At 36.3% G+C, this 19,371-nt stretch carries 18 protein-coding genes and 1 riboswitch; of the genes, 13 read left to right on the top strand and 5 right to left on the bottom strand.

The annotated features are described in order from the left end of the window. The first annotated feature begins 1 nt into the window (after position 1). The 8 genes from purS to purD are packed head-to-tail and all read left to right on the top strand — an operon-like array spanning position 2 to position 8,874. Positions 2 to 262, top strand: coding sequence for a phosphoribosylformylglycinamidine synthase subunit PurS (gene purS, locus C1H58_RS06365; RefSeq protein WP_016424734.1), 261 nt, complete (start codon positions 2 to 4; stop codon positions 260 to 262). 1 nt (position 263) lies between these two features. After that, positions 264 to 935, top strand: coding sequence for a phosphoribosylformylglycinamidine synthase I (gene purQ, locus C1H58_RS06360; RefSeq protein ID WP_165545685.1), 672 nt, complete (start codon positions 264 to 266; stop codon positions 933 to 935). After that, the gene (purL, locus tag C1H58_RS06355) at positions 928 to 3,117 is read left to right on the top strand and encodes a phosphoribosylformylglycinamidine synthase subunit PurL (RefSeq protein WP_165545684.1); all 2,190 of its coding nucleotides are present in this window, start codon (positions 928 to 930) and stop codon (positions 3,115 to 3,117) included. Before purQ ends, purL begins: the two co-directional genes overlap by 8 nt. Continuing rightward, entirely contained in the window at positions 3,096 to 4,517 is a 1,422-nt protein-coding gene (gene purF, locus C1H58_RS06350) for an amidophosphoribosyltransferase (RefSeq protein ID WP_060830109.1), read from the top strand. The genes purL and purF overlap by 22 nt, the downstream gene beginning before the upstream one ends. 3 nt (positions 4,518 to 4,520) lie before the next feature. After that, the gene (gene purM / locus C1H58_RS06345; protein ID WP_050345828.1) at positions 4,521 to 5,555 is read left to right on the top strand and encodes a phosphoribosylformylglycinamidine cyclo-ligase; all 1,035 of its coding nucleotides are present in this window, start codon (positions 4,521 to 4,523) and stop codon (positions 5,553 to 5,555) included. Then, complete coding sequence (gene purN, locus C1H58_RS06340; RefSeq protein ID WP_103356434.1) at positions 5,552 to 6,118, top strand: phosphoribosylglycinamide formyltransferase; 567 nt, start codon at positions 5,552 to 5,554, stop codon at positions 6,116 to 6,118. Before purM ends, purN begins: the two co-directional genes overlap by 4 nt. 16 nt (positions 6,119 to 6,134) lie before the next feature. Further along, the gene (gene purH / locus C1H58_RS06335) at positions 6,135 to 7,613 is read left to right on the top strand and encodes a bifunctional phosphoribosylaminoimidazolecarboxamide formyltransferase/IMP cyclohydrolase (RefSeq protein WP_165545683.1); all 1,479 of its coding nucleotides are present in this window, start codon (positions 6,135 to 6,137) and stop codon (positions 7,611 to 7,613) included. Between the two features lie 19 nt (positions 7,614 to 7,632). Beyond that, positions 7,633 to 8,874 (top strand): phosphoribosylamine--glycine ligase, encoded by a 1,242-nt coding sequence (purD, locus tag C1H58_RS06330; RefSeq protein ID WP_165545682.1) that lies wholly within the window; start codon positions 7,633 to 7,635, stop codon positions 8,872 to 8,874. A 524-nt stretch (positions 8,875 to 9,398) separates the two neighbouring features. Here the strand turns inward: purD and C1H58_RS06325 are convergent. From C1H58_RS06325 to graF, 4 genes are all read right to left on the bottom strand, one after another. Next, entirely contained in the window at positions 9,399 to 10,190 is a 792-nt protein-coding gene (locus tag C1H58_RS06325) for an energy-coupling factor transporter transmembrane component T family protein (protein WP_165545681.1), read from the bottom strand. Continuing rightward, positions 10,187 to 11,593: an ABC transporter ATP-binding protein gene (locus C1H58_RS06320; protein WP_165545680.1), complete on the bottom strand. Its 1,407-nt coding sequence runs from the start codon at positions 11,591 to 11,593 to the stop codon at positions 10,187 to 10,189. The genes C1H58_RS06325 and C1H58_RS06320 overlap by 4 nt, the downstream gene beginning before the upstream one ends. Positions 11,594 to 11,605: 12 nt before the next feature. Continuing rightward, positions 11,606 to 12,181 carry an ECF transporter S component gene (locus C1H58_RS06315; protein WP_016424744.1) on the bottom strand — a complete coding sequence of 192 codons (576 nt, stop codon included), beginning with the start codon at positions 12,179 to 12,181 and terminating at the stop codon, positions 11,606 to 11,608. A 133-nt stretch (positions 12,182 to 12,314) separates the two neighbouring features. Beyond that, positions 12,315 to 12,414: riboswitch (TPP riboswitch) on the bottom strand. Between the two features lie 216 nt (positions 12,415 to 12,630). Then, positions 12,631 to 12,762 carry a glycopeptide resistance-associated protein GraF gene (gene graF, locus C1H58_RS12210; RefSeq protein ID WP_016424745.1) on the bottom strand — a complete coding sequence of 44 codons (132 nt, stop codon included), beginning with the start codon at positions 12,760 to 12,762 and terminating at the stop codon, positions 12,631 to 12,633. 498 nt (positions 12,763 to 13,260) lie between these two features. Here graF and auxA point away from each other — a divergent pair, with 498 nt between their 5' ends. From auxA to ptsP, 5 genes are all read left to right on the top strand, one after another. Continuing rightward, the gene (gene auxA / locus C1H58_RS06310) at positions 13,261 to 14,592 is read left to right on the top strand and encodes a lipoteichoic acid stability factor AuxA (RefSeq protein WP_165545679.1); all 1,332 of its coding nucleotides are present in this window, start codon (positions 13,261 to 13,263) and stop codon (positions 14,590 to 14,592) included. A 312-nt stretch (positions 14,593 to 14,904) separates the two neighbouring features. After that, positions 14,905 to 16,074, top strand: a complete 1,170-nt coding sequence (locus C1H58_RS06305) for a class I SAM-dependent rRNA methyltransferase (RefSeq protein WP_165545678.1) — start codon at positions 14,905 to 14,907, stop codon at positions 16,072 to 16,074. A 58-nt stretch (positions 16,075 to 16,132) separates the two neighbouring features. Beyond that, complete coding sequence (locus tag C1H58_RS06300; protein ID WP_165545677.1) at positions 16,133 to 16,663, top strand: DUF697 domain-containing protein; 531 nt, start codon at positions 16,133 to 16,135, stop codon at positions 16,661 to 16,663. 166 nt (positions 16,664 to 16,829) lie between these two features. Then, a complete protein-coding gene (locus C1H58_RS06295) occupies positions 16,830 to 17,096 on the top strand; it encodes a phosphocarrier protein HPr (RefSeq protein WP_016424749.1) in 267 nt (88 codons plus the stop codon). Continuing rightward, positions 17,096 to 18,817 (top strand): phosphoenolpyruvate--protein phosphotransferase, encoded by a 1,722-nt coding sequence (gene ptsP, locus C1H58_RS06290; protein WP_165545676.1) that lies wholly within the window; start codon positions 17,096 to 17,098, stop codon positions 18,815 to 18,817. Before C1H58_RS06295 ends, ptsP begins: the two co-directional genes overlap by 1 nt. Positions 18,818 to 18,942: 125 nt before the next feature. On the opposite strand, the gene C1H58_RS06285 is transcribed toward ptsP, so the two are convergent. Beyond that, positions 18,943 to 19,179 (bottom strand): glutaredoxin family protein, encoded by a 237-nt coding sequence (locus C1H58_RS06285; protein ID WP_060830099.1) that lies wholly within the window; start codon positions 19,177 to 19,179, stop codon positions 18,943 to 18,945. Positions 19,180 to 19,371 lie beyond the last annotated feature (192 nt).

Genomic DNA, 19,371 nt, shown 5'->3' with positions numbered 1-19,371 from the left:
CATGAAAACAATCGAATTACACATCACTTTACAACCCCAAGTTTTAGATACGCAAGGACAAGCGTTAAACCGCGCAGTACACGATTTAGGATATCCACAAGTTAATGATATTCGTGTAGGAAAAGTACTTTATATGACAATTGATGAAGCAACGGATGAAGCAGTTCATAATGTTATTACAACATTAAGCGAAAAGTTATTTGCGAATACAGTGATAGAAGAATATAGCTACAAAGTATTGGATGAAAAGGAGAATGCATAAAATGAAGTTTGCTGTCCTAAGATTCCCGGGGTCTAACTGTGACCGTGATATGTATAATGCAGCGATTAAATCAGGTGTAGAAGCTGATTACGTGGATTATCGTGAAACGTCATTGAATGGCTACGATGGTGTTTTGATTCCTGGTGGTTTTTCATTTGGTGACTATTTGCGCTCAGGTGCTGTAGCGAGTGTTACGCCCGTTATTAAAGAAGTTAAAAGACTTGCAGAAGAAGGGAAACCAGTCCTTGGTGTTTGTAACGGTTTTCAAATTTTAACAGAAATTGGACTGCTTCCTGGTGCATTGTTGCATAATGACTCACACTTATTTGTAAGTCGCAACGAACGTTTGAGAATTGTAAATAATCAAACACCGTATACAAATAACTATGCCGAGGGTGAAGAAGTGGTTTACCCAGTTGCACACGGTGAAGGTCATTATTATTGTACGGAAGAAATTTATCAAGACTTAGTAGAAAATAACCAAATTATTTTGAAATATGTGGACAATCCAAATGGTTCACATGATGATATTGCAGGAATTGTGAATAAAGCAGGAAATGTTTGTGGCATGATGCCTCACCCAGAGCGTGCATTAGAAGCGATTCTTGGTACTGATAGTGGTGTGAAATTATTTGAATCTATGGTAAATAGTTGGAGGGAACAAAATGCCTAAATTTTTAGAGCCGTCTGCAGAAGAAGTTAAATCAGAAAAATTGTATCGTGATATGGGGTTAAGTGATACAGAGTTCGAAAAAGTAACTGAAATTTTAGGACGTACACCTAATTTTACTGAAACAGGTATTTTTTCAGTAATGTGGAGTGAACACTGTTCTTACAAACACTCTAAACCATTTTTAAAACAATTCCCAACTACAGGTGAACATGTATTAATGGGACCTGGTGAGGGCGCTGGTGTTGTGGATATCGGTGATAATCAAGCGGTCGTCTTCAAAGTTGAATCACACAACCACCCATCAGCAATTGAACCGTATCAAGGCGCAGCAACAGGGGTTGGTGGCATTATTCGTGATATCGTATCTATCGGTGCACGTCCAATTAATTTATTGAATAGTTTACGCTTTGGTGAATTGACTGAAAAAACGAACCGCCGATTATTAAGTGGTGTAGTTGCAGGCATAGGTGGCTATGGTAACTGTATTGGAATCCCTACAACTGCAGGTGAGATTGAATTTGACGAACGCTATGACGGTAATCCACTTGTCAATGCGATGTGTGTCGGTGTCATTGATCATGACATGATTCAAAAAGGAACTGCGAAAGGTGTAGGCAACTCTGTCATTTATGTGGGCTTAAAAACAGGTCGTGATGGGATTCATGGTGCTACTTTTGCATCAGAAGAGTTAACAGAAGAAAGTGAAAGTAAACGTCCTTCTGTTCAAATCGGTGACCCATTTGTCGGTAAGAAGTTAATGGAAGCGACTTTAGAAGCAATCACATTTGAAGAGCTAGTAGGAATTCAAGATATGGGTGCTGCAGGTCTGACATCTTCATCTTCTGAAATGGCTGCAAAAGGGGGTAGCGGTATTCATTTAGAACTGGATAAAGTCCCTGTACGAGAAAAAGGAATTTCACCATATGAAATGATGCTTTCAGAAACACAAGAGCGTATGTTACTCGTTGTTGAGAAAGGGACTGAACAAAAGTTCTTAGATTTATTTGATTATCACGAGTTAGATAGTGCAGTCATCGGTGAAGTAACAGATACCAATCGCTTTGTCCTCACATATGAAGGTGAAGTTTATGCAGATATCCCTGTTGAACCGCTTGCTGACGAGGCGCCAGTTTATGTATTAGAGGGAGAAAAACTTCAACATGAAGCGCCGGCAAACAATTACGACAATATAGATGTTGAAAATGTATTCGATCAATTACTGACGCATCCTACACTTGCATCAAAACATTACTTGTATGATCAATACGACCAACAAGTAGGTGCGAATACCATTGTGAAGCCTGGATTACAAGCTTCTGTTGTACGTGTGGAAGGTACAAATAAAGCTGTTGCATCAACAATCGATGGTGAAGCGCGTTACGTATTTAATAATGCGTATGAAGGTGGAAAAATGGTCGTTGCAGAAGCATACCGTAACTTAATTGCAGTTGGGGCAAAACCGCTTGCGATGACAGACTGTTTAAATTATGGTTCTCCTGAGAAAAAACATATTTATCAACAGCTTATTGATTCTACAAGAGGAATGGCTGAAGCATGTGAAGCATTAGCGACACCTGTTGTATCTGGTAACGTATCACTTTATAACGAAACGCGTACGTCCTCAATTTTCCCAACACCTGTTGTAGGTATGGTGGGATTAATAGAAGATATCGATTATTTAAAATCATATCAACCATCTGTTGGCGATACACTTTATGTTGTAGGTGAAACGACAGATAGCTTTGGAGGAAGCCAAATTGAGAAACTTTTACATGGCAGTGTTAATCATGAAGAAGCGCATATCGATTTATCTAAAGAGGTTCAAAGAGGCGAAGCAATCCGTTCGGAGATTCGCAGTGGAAAAGTTTCACATACACAAACAGTCGGTAAAGGCGGTTTATTACTTACATTAGCCAAAATGAGTGCACATTACAGCTTAGGTATTGATGCAAAATTTGATTTAACAAATGCACAGTTATTTAGTGAGACGCAAGGCCGTTATATTGTCGCTGTTAAAAAAGGACAAAGCATTGATATTGAAGATGCCACGCCAATTGGTTCTTTCACTGACACTGACGACTTTAAAGTAGAAGGTAAAGAAAGTGTAATCGAACGTCGTACATCAGAACTTAAAAGAAACTGGGAAGGGGCTATTGAGGCATGTATGACATCCGTGGACTAAATGAAGAATGCGGTGTTTTTGGAATTTGGAATCATCCACATGCGGCACATTTAACATACATGGCTTTACACAGTTTACAACACCGTGGTCAAGAAGGTGCTGGAATTGTATGTTCAAATGGTGAGCAACTTTTTGGGGCGCGTGGTATGGGATTACTTCCCGAAGCGATTTCAGAACAACAACTTAACTCTCTTCAAGGTTATGCGCACGCTATCGGTCATGTACGTTATGCGACAACAGGCGCAAGTGAAATTTCAAATGTCCAACCTTTTTTGTTTAAACATTCAAAAGGGGACTTAGGCTTAGCGCATAATGGAAATTTGACAAATGCGGGTCAAATTCGTAAAGCGATTGAGTCTGAAGGTGGCATATTCCAAACAACAAGTGATTCAGAAGTTTTAGCACACTTACTTATTAAAGGTAAATCGAAAAATATTAAGACAAATCAAAAAGCTGCGTTGAATCAAGTGAAAGGTGCCTTTAGTTGTGTCATTTTAAATGAACAGCAATTGACAGTAACACGAGATAATCGTGGGGTACGTCCTTTAATGCTTGGTAAAGTGGATGGGGCATATTGTGTAGCAAGTGAAACATGTGCTTTTACTGCAATTGGCGCGGAGTATATTCGTGATATTGAACCTGGAGAATTAATCACATTTTCAAATGAAGATGATGTGGACTACGATATGTATACGCCTGATGTAGATCATAAGATGTGTTCTATGGAATATGTATATTTTGCACGTCCTGATTCAGAATTTCGAAATCATTCTATTTACAATGTCAGAAAAGCTTTAGGGCGAAAGTTAGCTGAAGAAATGGGAGTAGATGCAGACATCGTTATTGGTGTGCCTGATTCTTCTCTTCAAGCTGCAAAAGGTTTTTCTGAATACACAGGAATTCCGAATGAACAAGGATTATTAAAAAATCGATACATTGGCCGTACTTTTATTACACCTGATCAAACCGTCAGAGAGCGTCAAGTCCGAATGAAACATTCTCCGATTCGTGATGTGATTGAAGGGAAACGTGTCGTGGTGATAGATGACTCCATTGTGCGTGGAACGACAAGTAAATACATCGTGAAAGCATTAAAATCAGCGGGAGCTAAAGAAGTGCATATGGGTATTTCTTCCCCCCCATTACAAGACCCATGTTATTACGGGATAGACGTTTCTACACATGCTGAACTGATGGCAGCACAACATAGCGTCGAAGAAATCCGAAAAATGATTGGTGCAGATACATTAACGTATCTATCTGTAGATGGGATGCATGAAGTGTTCAGAGCGCACGGTTCTAAAGGTGAATGTAACGCTTGCTTTACAGGTGAATATCCAATTGAAATTGTAGATCATCAATTACCAGAAGCGAAAGAAATGAAAAGAAGAGGAGTGTAATAAATGGCTGAATCGTATAAAAAAGCTGGGGTGGACATTGAAGCAGGTTATGAAGCGGTCAAACGTATGTCCAGTCATGTTGAAAGAACAATGCGTAAAGAAGTACTCGGCGGATTAGGTGGCTTTGGTGCAACTTTTGATTTATCACAACTGAATATGAAAGCGCCTGTGCTCGTATCAGGTACAGATGGAGTCGGTACAAAATTAAAACTTGCGATTGACTATAATCAACATGACAGCATCGGTATTGATGCAGTAGCCATGTGTGTCAATGACATTTTAACGACTGGTGCAGAGCCATTATACTTCTTAGATTACATTGCTACAAATAAGGTCGTACCTGAAGTCATCGAGCAAATTGTCAAAGGAATTAGTGATGGTTGTGTTGCTACAAATACAGCATTAATCGGTGGCGAAACGGCTGAGATGGGTGAAATGTATCACGAAGGTGAATATGATGTTGCTGGTTTTGCCGTAGGTGCTGTTGAAAAGGAAGATTATATCGATGGTTCAAAAGTTGAAAAAGGAGATGTCATCATTGGGCTTGCATCCAATGGTATTCACTCTAACGGTTATAGTTTAGTACGTCGCTTAATTGCACAATCTGGCATTAATGTCGAAGATGAATTTGAAGCAGGGAAAAGCTACTTAGATGTATTTTTAACACCGACTGCACTATATGTTAAACCTGTACTTGAGGTGAAATCACAAGTACAAATTAAAGCGATGACACATATTACAGGGGGTGGCTTCTATGAAAATATTCCTAGAGCACTTCCACAAGGTAAAACAGCAGTTGTTAATACAGAATCTTTCCCAACACCTAAAATATTTGAATGGTTACAACAAGAAGCACAAGTTGATAGTGATGAAATGTATCACATCTTTAATATGGGCATCGGTTTTACACTTATTGTTCGACCTGAAGATGAAACAAAAGTGCATCAAATTTTAAAAGCAGCGGATGTTCAATCTTACACAATAGGTACAATTACTGAAGAAGATGAAGCCATTCGCTTAACGGAGGCGGCATTGTGATTAAAATTGCGATTTTTGCTTCAGGCTCAGGAACGAATTTCGATAATATTATGACACGCATTCGTGAAGGTGAATTGCAAAATATAGAAGTGACAGCGCTATATACAGATCAACCAGAAGCCGCGTGTATCGCACTGGCGCAACAACATGAAATACCCGTTCATGCTTTTGTACCTAAAACGTATGAAAATAAAGCAGCGTATGAAGCGGATGTGCTTAAGCATTTGAAAGCTGAACAAGCAGAATGGATTGTTTTAGCGGGTTATATGCGACTCATTGGTGAAACGTTATTATCAGCATATGAAGGTCGTATGATTAATATTCATCCTTCATTATTACCGAAATATAAAGGTAAAAACGCAGTCGGACAAGCATTAAATAGTGGTGATGACAAAACAGGTTCAACCGTACATTATGTTGATGCAGGCATGGACACTGGACAAATTATTGAACAACGTACATGCCCGATTTATAAGGATGATACGATATCTACATTAGAACAACGTATTAAAGCATTAGAATATGAATTATATCCAGCCGTTATAAAGAAGATTATTCAATAAGGAGTTAAATTAAACCATGAAAAAAGCAATTTTGAGTGTTTCTGATAAAACAGGTATTGTTAAATTTGCCAAATCATTAGTCGATGCAGGTTATGCATTATATTCAACAGGTGGCACATATCGTGCAATTGATGAAGCAGGAGTGAAAGTGGCATCAGTGTCTGAATTAACACAGTTTGAGGAAATAATGGATGGACGTGTTAAAACACTTCACCCAGCTGTTCATGGCGGTATTCTCGCTGATAGAGATAAACCGGAGCATTTAGAACAATTAAAAAAACAAAATATTGATTTAATTGATATGGTGGTTGTTAATTTATATCCATTTAAAGAGACAGTTAAAAATCCAGATGTGACAGAAATGGACGCAATAGAAAACATCGATATCGGTGGGCCGACAATGTTAAGAGCTGCTGCGAAAAACTTTAAACATGTTACAACGATTGTGGATCCAACTGATTATGACACAGTGATTGAGCGTATTCAAAATGGGACTTTAGATGAAGCTTATAGAAAGTCATTAATGATTAAAGTTTTTAATCATACATTTGAATATGACCAAGCGATTGTTGAATTTTTCAGTGACAATAAAGAAACTTTACGTTATGGTGAAAATCCGCAACAGTCTGCGTCATTTGTTCGTACATCATCAGCTCCGAATACCATTGCAGGTGCAAAACAACTGCATGGTAAGCAATTGAGCTATAACAATATTAAAGATGCTGATGCGGCATTAACACTTGTTAAAAAATTCGATTTACCGACTGCAGTTGCAGTTAAGCATATGAATCCATGTGGTGTAGGTATTGCTTCAGACATTCATCAAGCGTATCAACATGCATATGAAGCAGACAGTCAATCTATTTTTGGTGGTATCGTTGCATTAAACCGTCCAGTTACAAAAGCGCTTGCTGAAGATTTACATTCTATTTTCTTAGAAGTTGTGATTGCGCCAAAATTTGAAAAAGAGGCGCTAGACGTATTGCAACAAAAGAAAAACATTCGATTACTTGAAATTGAAATGTCTGAAGAAAAAGATGAAGTTGAATTTGTCTCTGTTTCAGGTGGCTATCTTGTTCAAGATAAAGATCACTTCGATGTTAAAAGAGAAAACATGACCGTTGTGACAGAAGCGAAACCAACAGAAGAGCAATGGAACGCATTATTGTTAGGTTGGCAAGTTGTTAAGTCAGTGAAAAGTAATGCGATTGTATTAGCTAATGACAAACAAACAGTAGGTATTGGCGCGGGACAAATGAACCGTGTCGGTTCTGCTAAAATTGCTATTGAGCGTGCAATCGAAATGAACGATCAAGTCGTATTAGCGTCAGATGGTTTCTTCCCTATGAGTGATACAGTTGAAACTGCTGCAAAAGCAGGTATTAAAGCCATTATACAACCAGGGGGTTCTATTAAAGATCAAGATTCAATCGATATGGCGAATCAATATGGTATCGCTATGGTAACTACAGGCATGCGCCATTTCAAACATTAATGAAGGAGGAACGCATACTATGCATGTATTGGTCGTTGGTGGTGGCGGTCGTGAACACGCACTTGCACACAAATTAATTCAATCTCAGCTCGTTTCGAAAGTTTTTGCAATTCCAGGAAATGTTGCAATGAATCATGTAGCCGAAGTGCATTCAGAAATTGCTGAAACGGAACACGATCGTATTGTTGAATTTGCAAAAGATCATCAAGTAGAGTGGGTAATCATTGGACCAGAGCAACCTTTAACTGGGGGATTAGCTGACTTATTAAGAGCGGAAAAAATCAAAGTATTTGGCCCTAATCAAGATGCTGCACAAATCGAAGGATCAAAATCTTTTGCTAAGCGTCTTATGGAAAAATATGATATCCCAACAGCAGATTATCGTGAAATTAATGATAAAGAGGAAGCTTTAGCTTACATTGAAACATGTGAATTGCCAGTGGTCTTGAAAAAAGATGGTTTAGCAGCTGGTAAAGGCGTAATTATTGCAGAAACGCGTGAGCAAGCGCAAGAAGCAATTGATATTTTATATCCTGAAAAAGAAAGCAAAGTGGTTTTTGAACAGTTTTTAGAAGGTGAAGAGTTTTCACTCATGACATTTGTTAATGGTGACTATGCCGTACCTTTTGATACGATTGCGCAAGATCATAAACGTGCTTTCGATCAAGATCAAGGTCCTAATACGGGCGGAATGGGTGCTTATTGCCCAGTTCCACATATCAGTGACCAAGTTTTAAAAGAAGCTAATGAAAAGATTGCTCAGCCTATTGCAAAAGCGATGCAGTCAGAAGGTTATGACTTCTTTGGTCTATTATATATTGGCGCGATTTTAACGAAAGAAGGTCCTAAAGTCATAGAATTTAATGCACGCTTTGGTGATCCCGAAGCACAAGTTTTATTAACACGCTTAGAAAGTGACCTTATGGCACATATCATTGCGTTAGATGAAAAGCAACCTATTGAAATGAAATGGAAAGAAAATGCTGTAGTCGGCGTGATGCTTGCTTCAAAAGGGTACCCAGGTGACTATGATAAAGGTTTAGCTGTTGCAGGGTTTGAAAATGATTTAGACCATTATTTTGTAAGTGGATTAAAATATGAAAATAATCAATATGTGACTTCTGGTGGCCGTGTGATTTTAGCAATCGGTGAAGGCACAACAATTGAATCAGCTCAGGCGCAAGCGTATCAACGTGTAGCTCAAATAGAAAGTGATGCCTTATTTTATCGAAATGATATTGCAAATAAAGCATTGTCATAATTCATAAACTTTACATGAAGAAACGTCATCACTTCAATGATAGAAATTGAAACAGAAATACAACCTCCTCAATTACGTCGTTCGTCAATCGAGGAGGTTGTATTTTCTTATATTAGAAGAAAGGGTATCTATGTGTGATTGAGTATAGCGTCTCATATTATAGCTCATCCAAAAAAGAGGTTAAGCCATGTTATGCGGCTTAACCTCTTTTTTGCGTAACTATCCGATTCGACAGAGCGCAAAAAAATACTCATATAAAAAAGCGGCATAAGCAGACGATATTGCGCGTAAGCTTTATAACAAACTTTCGTCAATATACGTCTACTCTGCCAAAGGTAAGGCATTGTATGGGAATATGCCTTACATCATCGATGGTTCGTCACTTTATCACAGTGTTTTTTATGATTAAAGTGACGTGCCGATTTCCTTTGCAGATAGAATTATAAACGGGATTAAAAGGAAATCTGTACGATGCCTTTTCATATCATCGAGATCATGAAAACGCAACAGATGCGTGACTCGTGTTAGCGCGCATCTGTAATTCCAGTTAATGGCATTGTACCTGCTAATATGAAAGACAGCATTACAATACCTAATGTAACGATGATTAAAATGATATCTCTATAGGTGAACGGCACATGATAGTAATATGTGCGGGGCCCATCTTTAAAGCCTTTTTTCTCCATTGCTACCGAAAGGCGATGTGCTTTTCGGATATTTTGACTTAATAAAGGAATGAGTAAATGTTTCAATCGTTTAAAGCCTGAATAATTTTGATTATCGATCATTTGGTAGCGCATCTTTAATGAATTTCTTAATTGGAATAAAGCATCAATCATTAAAGGAATCATACGAAACGCAGCCATAAATGCATATGCAACTTTAGGTTTGACTTTTAGATGTTGCATAAAACTATAAAAAATCATAATGACTTGCGAAGTGAATGCTATAGACAAGCCAAAATAACTGATTGTCATTGTTCGAAAAGAGAGGTGAAGACCTCTGACTAAACTTTCAGTACTTATTTTAACGAAACCAAACGAAAATAAGACGTGCTTACCATGTCCATAAAAAATCATAAAAAGAGATGAGGTCAGCGCAAAAAATGTCGCAATAAGCGCAAAGGTTAAAACAACTTTCCATTTAGTTCCACTAACAAGCCACATAAATATAAACATAATTGTGGCGAGGTAAATCATAAAATCAAAATTATGAATAAAAATGATGAAAAAGAATAATGCGATGCCTAAAAATAACTTCGTTACAATGTTTACTTGATCCATAAACGTATTGCGTATTTTCCATGATTCTATCATTCACTCACCACCTCGACTTCATGTAATTGATTGTCTCTAACTTCTAAACGTCTTGATGGATAACGTTGAATAATATGTGGGTCATGGGTTACCATTAAAATCGTTTGTCCTTGAGCGACACGTTTTTGAAACAATTCAATAAGTTTAAATGTATTGTGACTATCCAAACCAAATGTAGGCTCATCTAAGAGAATGATATCTGCTTCAGTACTTAAAGCTGTTGCCACGCTTAAACGTCTTTTCTGTCCCATTGAGAGTTCAAAAGGATGTTGCTGTGAGACATGCTCTAAATCAAGAAGTGCGAGCATCTCAGACGTACGAGATTTGGCATTTTTAGAATCCATATGGTGGTAATTAATATAGATTTCATCGTATACACTATTTTGAATAAATTGTAGCTCCGGATTTTGATAAACCAGATACATGTGTTGCGCAGCATCTTTAATTTTAGTGAGTTTTTGGCCATTGAAAGTCATCTTGCCTTTATAACGAATCAACTGCATGATTGATTCTAATAGCGTCGTTTTGCCTGTTCCATTTTTCCCAGTTAAAGTTATCCACTCTCCAGAACGAATGGACAAGTCTTCTACTTCATATAAAGTTTGACGATTTCTTTGGACAGCCCCTTGATGAAACGCCAATTCAAATAATGATGTCTCCTCAGAAAAGGATGCTTTTTGCGGTTCAGGTGCATGCGACCATGCTTTAGGGTGCCATACGCCAAATTCAGTGAGTAGAGATTCATAATTTTTCATAATATCGCTTGGCGTACCCTGTTGAATGATTTCACCTTGATGATTCATTAAAATGACACGATCAACATAGTCCCAAATATGTGCCACTTTATGTTCAACAATTAATACCGTTTGGTCTTGCCATAGCGTTTTCAACAAGGTCCATAAATTTTCAGTAGCTTCTGTATCAAGCATTGCTGTGGGCTCATCTAAAAATAAAGTATCTGCACGTTGTAATAAAGTGCCAGCAATGGCTAACTTCTGTTTCATCCCACCGCTAAGATGATGGATCAATTGTTTAGGATTAATATCAAGGCCCACCTGTTTTAAAGCCCATTGAATTTGTGCATCCATTTCATGACGGGGGACTTGCTGATTTTCTAAAATGAAAGCAAGCTCCTCATTCACTTGTGGCATGCAAAATTGTGAATCAGGATCTTGGAAAATAACGCCTGAATGCTCAGCAATTTCTAATTCATCATATTTCATAGGTAAATCAATTAAGTTCGGTACGATACCACTTAAAACATTGAGTAAAGTACTTTTACCTGAACCTGAAGGACCAAGTAAAAGTACTTTTTCTTTATCTTTTATTTCAATATCGATACCATCAAAAATTTTATAGGGTGCGCTCGGATATTTTAAGCGTAGATTTTTAATTTTTAGCACAATAAAGCCACCTTACAATGTATCGTAATCATCTTTTGATGCAGGTCGAAATAGTTTAGTGACACCAGTCTGATCCAGGGCTTTGACTAAAATATAAGGGAATACACCCGCTAAGACTGCACCACTGATAACACGGAATGAAATGAGTAAAATAAGATTCCAAGTGGCAACTTCATTTAAGTAACCATAATACCAGTCAATCGGTAAACTAATGATTGCTGCTGCCATCCCCGCAAGTACAGCTACCATTAATGCACGAGATTTATATCTGAAAATAGCAAATACAATCTCACAAGCAAGACCTTGTAGCAACGCATAAATAATAGTAGGAATATCAAAACGTCCCATGAGAATCGTTTCCCCAGCACCTGCAGCAAATTCAGCTAAAAGCGCAATCCCCATTTTTGGAATGATAAGATATGCGACAACAGCGGCACTAAACCACATACCATACATAAGTTGATCTAAATGTAACCCTAAAGGTTGAACTGTATTATTCACAATCCACCATAAATTATAAATCACTGCAAAAATGACTGAAACCAATACAGTGACTAGAATATCTGATAATGTTAAGCCTTTCTTCATTTGTATACCTCCCAAAATTAAAAAAATACGCATATCTCTTACACTAGAGACAGACGTATGCTGTGATAATTTATATGGGATACAAGTCATCTTAATTGAAGCATACGCTTTTCTCCTAAAACAAGGCGTATCCATTATAAATGAAACACTTTCCTACGCTAGTATCATCTAGTTCAGGTTCAAAGGGTTCGAGGCTTATCCTCATCTCAGCTTTCACACCCCTAGTGCGTGCGTATTTAATTGTTAATGTCAATGTACACCTAGCCCATTCAAAAGTCAACACTCTTCAACATTCTTTTTAATGGCTAGGTGGCCGACAATTTCAATATTATGCTTTGAATGATATACCTAATTAGATGTTATATATAAAAGAAGGGATTAGAACATGTTAACGTCCTATCCCTTGTTAAACTTCTATAAATGCACAGCTTTCAAATAAAAAGGTCGCATTATTCAAAAGTTTTTTGAATATCGTCTTTTGTTTTTTCAGCGCCTTCTTTAGCATCTTCTTTTTTATCTTTTAATTCTTGCTCTTTATCTTTTGCTTGTTCAGCAGCTTTTTTAATATCTTTTTCAGACATTTAAAACGCCTCCCTTTCGTTTAAAGCTATAATAATACATAACCCATATTGAAAAACTCTAAACATGATTGTTTCAAACAAGGTTTTAAAGGATGTATATCAATGCTGTTTTGGCTGCGATGAGGGGGAGATGAGACATGCAAGGGGTTTGATATTTTAAACTTATGTATCAAAAAGTGCTTTTCGTTTCAAATCATTTGAGTCGTATTGATGAAGCGGTGCTAAAATTTGATCGATATACGAAGGTTAGTTTGTCATTTTAAGCATGAGTGAAATGGTTAAGGTAGTGGCTATCTTTTGGTATACTAAACCAATCAAGTATTTTATTTAAGTTTTTAATTGTATATACGTTGATGCATGCTGTACGCAATTGTGGGGAAATCAAGTTAAAATTTTGATGCTACTTAAGTATTGAAAATTCTCATTCTAAAGACTGAATTTGATTAATTTTACAGACAGGTATTCATAGTTCGTATATAATAACTTTGAGGTGAGAGGATGTCTTTGTTTAACAAATACACCGAGGTCATTTATAGCTATATTATCGGTGCACTGTCAATTTTATTAAGTGTGATTATTTTTATAAATATTCCACTCATTCATGAGTTAAAGGATGGTAAGCACCATATTTCTAAGATTGATAATTTATGGGACTTCATTATGGCCTTTTTCAATGAAATTATTCGTGTGATGAGTAAGTATATTGGTGATATCCCGCTAGCAAGTGGCATTGTCATTCTACTTTTTGGTATTTTAATGCTTTTCATAGGTAGAACACTCACGAATACGACACGATTTGATTACGACATATCTATTTTATTTTTACTCATCGGAATCATATTCTTCGTATTAACACTCATTTTTATGTCACAAGTGTATGGATGGATTGCGTTTGTTTTCATCATTCCATTTTTAATTCATATTGGTTATATTGCCTATAAAGATGAGCTGAATCCATTACATCGTAAAGAGCATTATTTATGGATTATTTTTAGTTATGGCATTTGTTATATCATTACACAATTGGCACTTTATACAAGAATTGAAAGTCGTCAAATAGCACCGATTGATGTTTTAAGCATCAATACATTTTTCGTCTTATTATGGTTGATTGGACAAATGGCAATATGGAATTTCTTATTTCTTCGTCGTTCACTACCTGTATCGCAAGAAGAAATAACAGGTGAAGAAAATCCATATTCTAGAAGTAAGAAGTATCAATTTGCGAACCCCTCTAAAATTCATTTCAAGGACTTCCAAGATCGTACAGTTGAATTTACTCATGATATTTCGCATCGTACACGTAGAAGTATTGATATCGAACGCTTACGTGCTAAGCGTGAAACGATTGTAGAAAAATGGTTTAAATGGGCGAGATTGGAAGAAGATGATATCCCTACGTTTCTAAAAAAACGTCCAAAATGGTTAAATAAAGGCTACGTAACAATTGCTTGTGGTGTGATTCTGTTGTTCTTTATTTTATTAGAATTTAACAACCGCAATGCCTTATTTTTATCTGGAGATTGGCAACTTTCACAAACACAATATGTATACGAGTGGATTAGTCTATTTCTTCTTTTAATTGTTGCCATTTTATTTATTTTAACGTCTGTAACGCGAATGTTAAGAGGTAAATATTATTATTTACAATTATTTATGATTAGTATTTTATTTTTTAAATTATTTACAGAGTATATCGTAATTGTCGTACACGGATTGTTATTATCCATTTTCATCACGCCAATTCTAATTTTAATGTTAGTTCCGACGATTATTGCTTTCGTCTTACAATTGAGACAACCAGGTCCTGTACCAAGAAAATCGCAATAAATGAATACAAGCTTGAAGAGACTGGGACATCAATCCCAAAATCAATAGCGCTGAGATGATTTTGCTAGAAAATTGTCTTAGCGCTTTCTTTTTATGATAAAACTTCGTATGATATGCCTGTGTTTCGGTGTGAGGAAAAAGTATTAATACTTAAAAAAAGAAATCATATGACCTAGTGATATTAAATCAAAAACAAAGCAAACATTTTCATCTTCATCTTGGAAAGTCCACACGACTACTATGATAACAATGTTACTCCTATATTTTTCGTGTTAAGATGGTGGTAATGATAAGAAGGGAAAGGCTGATTATATGAAAACCGCAGTACTAAATAAAGGAAAAGAAGATAAATATCTTAACCAATACCCTTTGATAGAAGAAGAGGATATCTATCGCCAAGATCGACTAGAAGAAGGAGATTTATTTCAATTATTAACATCTAAAAATACTTTTATCGGAGTGGGATACGTTGGACGACAACATAAAGGGTTAGGTTGGATATTATCATATCAAAAAGATGATGAAATTAATCAAGCTTTTTTTGAACAGTTATTTGAACAAGCTCTAGAAACACGACAATACTACTATCAAATTGAAGGAACCAATGCTTTTCGTTTATTCAATGGAGAAGGTGACGGATTAGGTGGTTTAACTATTGATTCTTATGATGGTCACTTATTGATTCAATGGTATTCGATAGGGATTTATCAATTTCGTGATTCTATTCTCGAGGCTATCAAACAGGTCTTTCCGTTTCGTTCAATTTTTGAAAAAACAAGATTTAAACATCAATCTATTAAAGGCGGATGGGTTGAAGGGGAAAAACCAGAATTTCCAATTGTGATTGAGGAAAATTTCACGTTTTACAATGTGCACCTCGATGATGGCCCGATGACAGGTATATTTTTAGATCAAAAAGAAGCAAGAAAAAAATTAAGAGACTATTATTCAGAAGATAGAAAAGTTTTAAATCTATTTAGTTATACAGGTGCGTTTTCAGTAATTTCTGCAACAGGCGGTGCAAAAACAACAAGTGTAGACTTAGCAAATCGTTCGCGCCCCATGACTGAAGAAAATTTTGGACTCAATGGTATCGATCCGAAATCACAAAATATTTTTGTGATGGATACATTTGATTTTTATAAATATGCAGAAAGACATGGTCTGACATTTGATACAATCGTGATTGATCCACCAAGCTTTGCCCGCAATAAAAAGAAAACTTTTTCTGTTACTAAAAATTACCCGCAATTGATTGAAGGGGCTTTAACACTATTAAATGCGAAGGGTAGTCTTATTTTAAGTACAAATCACAGTGCTTATTCATTAAAAGCGTTTAAAAATATGGTTAAAAAAACGTTAGATCATGAAGGGATTGCTTATCAAATTGATGAGGTGATGGGCTTGCCTAAAGATTTCAAGACACATCCACATTTTAAACCGTCGAAATATCTTAAATTGATTTTTGTGACACTTCAGTAATAATTGCAGTTGAAACGGGGTATAAGAAGGTGATAACGCTTTGAAAGGTGGAGTTGAAATGGGTATTTCCAATAAAATTAGCGAAACATTAGGAAATAAAGTATTAAATATTGAAAACATAAAACGAAAAAATGCATTACCGGTTACCACTTCAGAAATAAATGAAAGACGTCAACGTGCTGAAAACCTTGTGAAGAAAAAAGCTTTTCTTTCATCGAGTGCAACCATCGTTCCAATACCTGGATTCGATTTTGGGGTCGATATGAAATTAATGCGTGACATTATAGAAGATGTCAATAAAATTTATGGTTTAGATCACAAACAAGTGAATAAAATGAGCGACGATATGAAAAATCGTGTCTTGATGGCTGCAGGCATTCAAGGCAGTCAATTCATAGGAAAGAAAGTATCAAGCGGTATTTTAAAAGTAGTTGTGAGAGATGTCGCAAAACGTGCAGCAGCTAAACAAATACGTTGGTTTCCTCTTGTAGGACAAGCGGTATCGGCATCAATTAGTTATTACTTTATGAATAAAGTAGGGAAAGATCACATTCAAAAATGTGAAAACGTTGTTAAGGCATTGTTATAAATTATAAAATTCAGTGACGTTTTTTTGAACCAATCCTGTGAAAAACAAGGGATGAAAGCATTTTCGAATTGAATTTAAATATAGAATTTGGTAATGTTAAGCTATGTAGCAAAGTTAGTAATAATTTAAGCTAGTAAATCTAGAAATTGAAGGAGTAAGATGTAAGATGGAACAACAATCATATGTAATTATTGACGAAACAGGTATTCATGCACGTCCTGCAACAATGCTTGTTCAAACAGCTTCTAAATTTGACTCAGATATTCAATTAGAGTACAACGCTAAAAAAGTCAACTTAAAATCAATCATGGGTGTTATGAGCTTAGGTGTTGGAAAAGACGCAGAAATTACTATTTATGCTGATGGTAGTGATGAAAAAGAAGCAATCAGCGCGATTACTGAAGTCTTATCAAAAGAAGGGTTAACAAAATAATGTCAAATATAATTAAGGGAATTGCAGCTTCAGACGGTGTTGCTATTGCCAAAGCGTATTTGCTCGTTGAACCTGATTTGAGTTTTAGTCAAGAGACAACAGATCAGCCTGAACAAGAAATCCACAAATTCAACGTTGCGTTGAAAAATTCTAAAATAGAGTTAACAAAAATTCGCAACAATGCGGAAGAACAATTGGGTGCTGACAAAGCGGCCATTTTTGATGCGCATTTATTAGTGCTCGATGATCCAGAATTGATTAATCCTATTGAAGAAAAAATAAAGAATGACAAAGCAAGCGCACCACATGCGTTAACTGAAGTGTCACAAAACTTTATTACAATTTTTGAATCAATGGATAATGAATACATGAAAGAACGTGCTGCAGATATACGTGATGTGTCCAAACGTGTTTTAGCACATCTACTTGGTGTTGAATTACCTAATCCAAGTATTATTGATGAAAGCGTCGTCATTGTGGGCCATGACTTGACACCATCAGATACAGCACAATTAAATAAACAATATGTTCAAGGATTCGTTACAAATATTGGTGGCCGTACTTCACACTCAGCGATTATGAGTCGTTCATTAGAGATTCCAGCTGTTGTAGGGACAAAATCAATTACTGAATCTGTAGAACAAGGTGATATGGTGATTATTGATGGTTTAACTGGAGATGTCATCATTGATCCTACGGAAGATGAATTAAAAGCGTATCAACACAAGCGTGAATCATTCTTTGCTGATCGTGAAGCACTTAAACAATTACGTGATGAACCATCAAAAACAAAAGATGGTCAACATGTCGAACTTGCCGCAAACATTGGAACACCTAATGATTTGCCAGGTGTAAAAGATAATGGTGCAGAAGGTATCGGCTTATATCGTACAGAATTTTTATATATGGGTCGCGATACGATGCCTTCAGAAGATGAGCAATTTGAAGCTTATAAAAAAGTTTTACAAGAAATGAATGGTAAACGTGTGGTTGTCCGTACGTTAGATATCGGTGGAGATAAAGAATTGCCATATCTTAACTTGCCTAAGGAAATGAATCCATTCCTTGGTTATCGTGCAATTCGTCTATGTTTAGATCAACCTGAAATTTTCCGTCCGCAGTTAAGAGCGTTATTACGCGCTTCAACTTACGGGAAATTGAACATTATGTTCCCAATGGTTGCTACTATAAAAGAATTCCGTGATGCAAAAGCGCTTCTTCTTGAAGAAAAAGAAAACTTAAAACAAGAGGGCGTTGAAGTTAGCGATGATATTGAATTAGGTATTATGGTGGAAATTCCATCTACAGCAGCTTTAGCTGATGTTTTTGCTAAAGAAGTTGACTTCTTTAGTATTGGAACAAATGACTTAATTCAATATACGATGGCAGCTGACCGTATGTCAGAACGCGTATCATATCTTTACCAACCTTATAACCCATCAATCTTACGCTTAGTTAAGCAAGTGATTGAAGCATCTCATAAAGAAGGTAAATGGACAGGTATGTGTGGTGAGATGGCTGGAGATGAAACAGCTATACCACTATTAATTGGTTTAGGGCTCGATGAATTTTCAATGAGCGCGACATCCATTTTAAAAGCACGCCGACAAATTAAAAATTTAAGTCAAACCGAGATGACACAATTAGCAGACCGCGCAATTAATTGTGCTACTGTTGATGAAGTTGTAGATTTAGTCAAATCAAAAACAAGTCAGGCTTAGTTCACTTTACTGTAAAACAAAACAGGAGCTTGCACCTCAAAGTGCAGACTCCTGTTTTGTTTTACACAAATTAACGATAACGCTTTACAATATGGCGTATGTTACATACGAGATGATTCCCACTATTATGAAGTAGGAATCCCCAATTTTTGATTTAATCGATCTAAATCGACTTGGAACATAGGGACCTGATCAATCAAAATAAAGGGTGTAGAAAATGCGTCCCAGTCGATCATTTCATTTCGATATTGTGCATGTGCAATGTTGCGCTCTTCAAAATTAACGTGATTTTCGTTGAGATAATTTTTAACAAATGCACAAGGTGGACAGTCATTTTGTGTATAGATAATTACTTCAGCCATGATTGAGCCAACTTTCTTTTCAATATGTTCTTCATCATAAGTTAAAAATGGTCAAAAAGCAAATTTATAGTTTGATTAAAAATGACAAATTTAAGTCTTGTCAATAAATTGTCACGTATTAGATGAACAAAAAGATATTAAAACAATGAAAGATGGGCTTATAATAAAAATCACTTTACTTTTAAAACTAAG

Origin of the sequence: Staphylococcus sp. 191 (assembly GCF_011174885.1) — a bacterium.
GTDB classification, from domain to species: domain Bacteria; phylum Bacillota; class Bacilli; order Staphylococcales; family Staphylococcaceae; genus Staphylococcus; species Staphylococcus coagulans.
The sequence above is the reverse complement of the archived record's forward strand: the minus strand, read 5'-3'. Positions and strand labels throughout refer to the sequence as shown.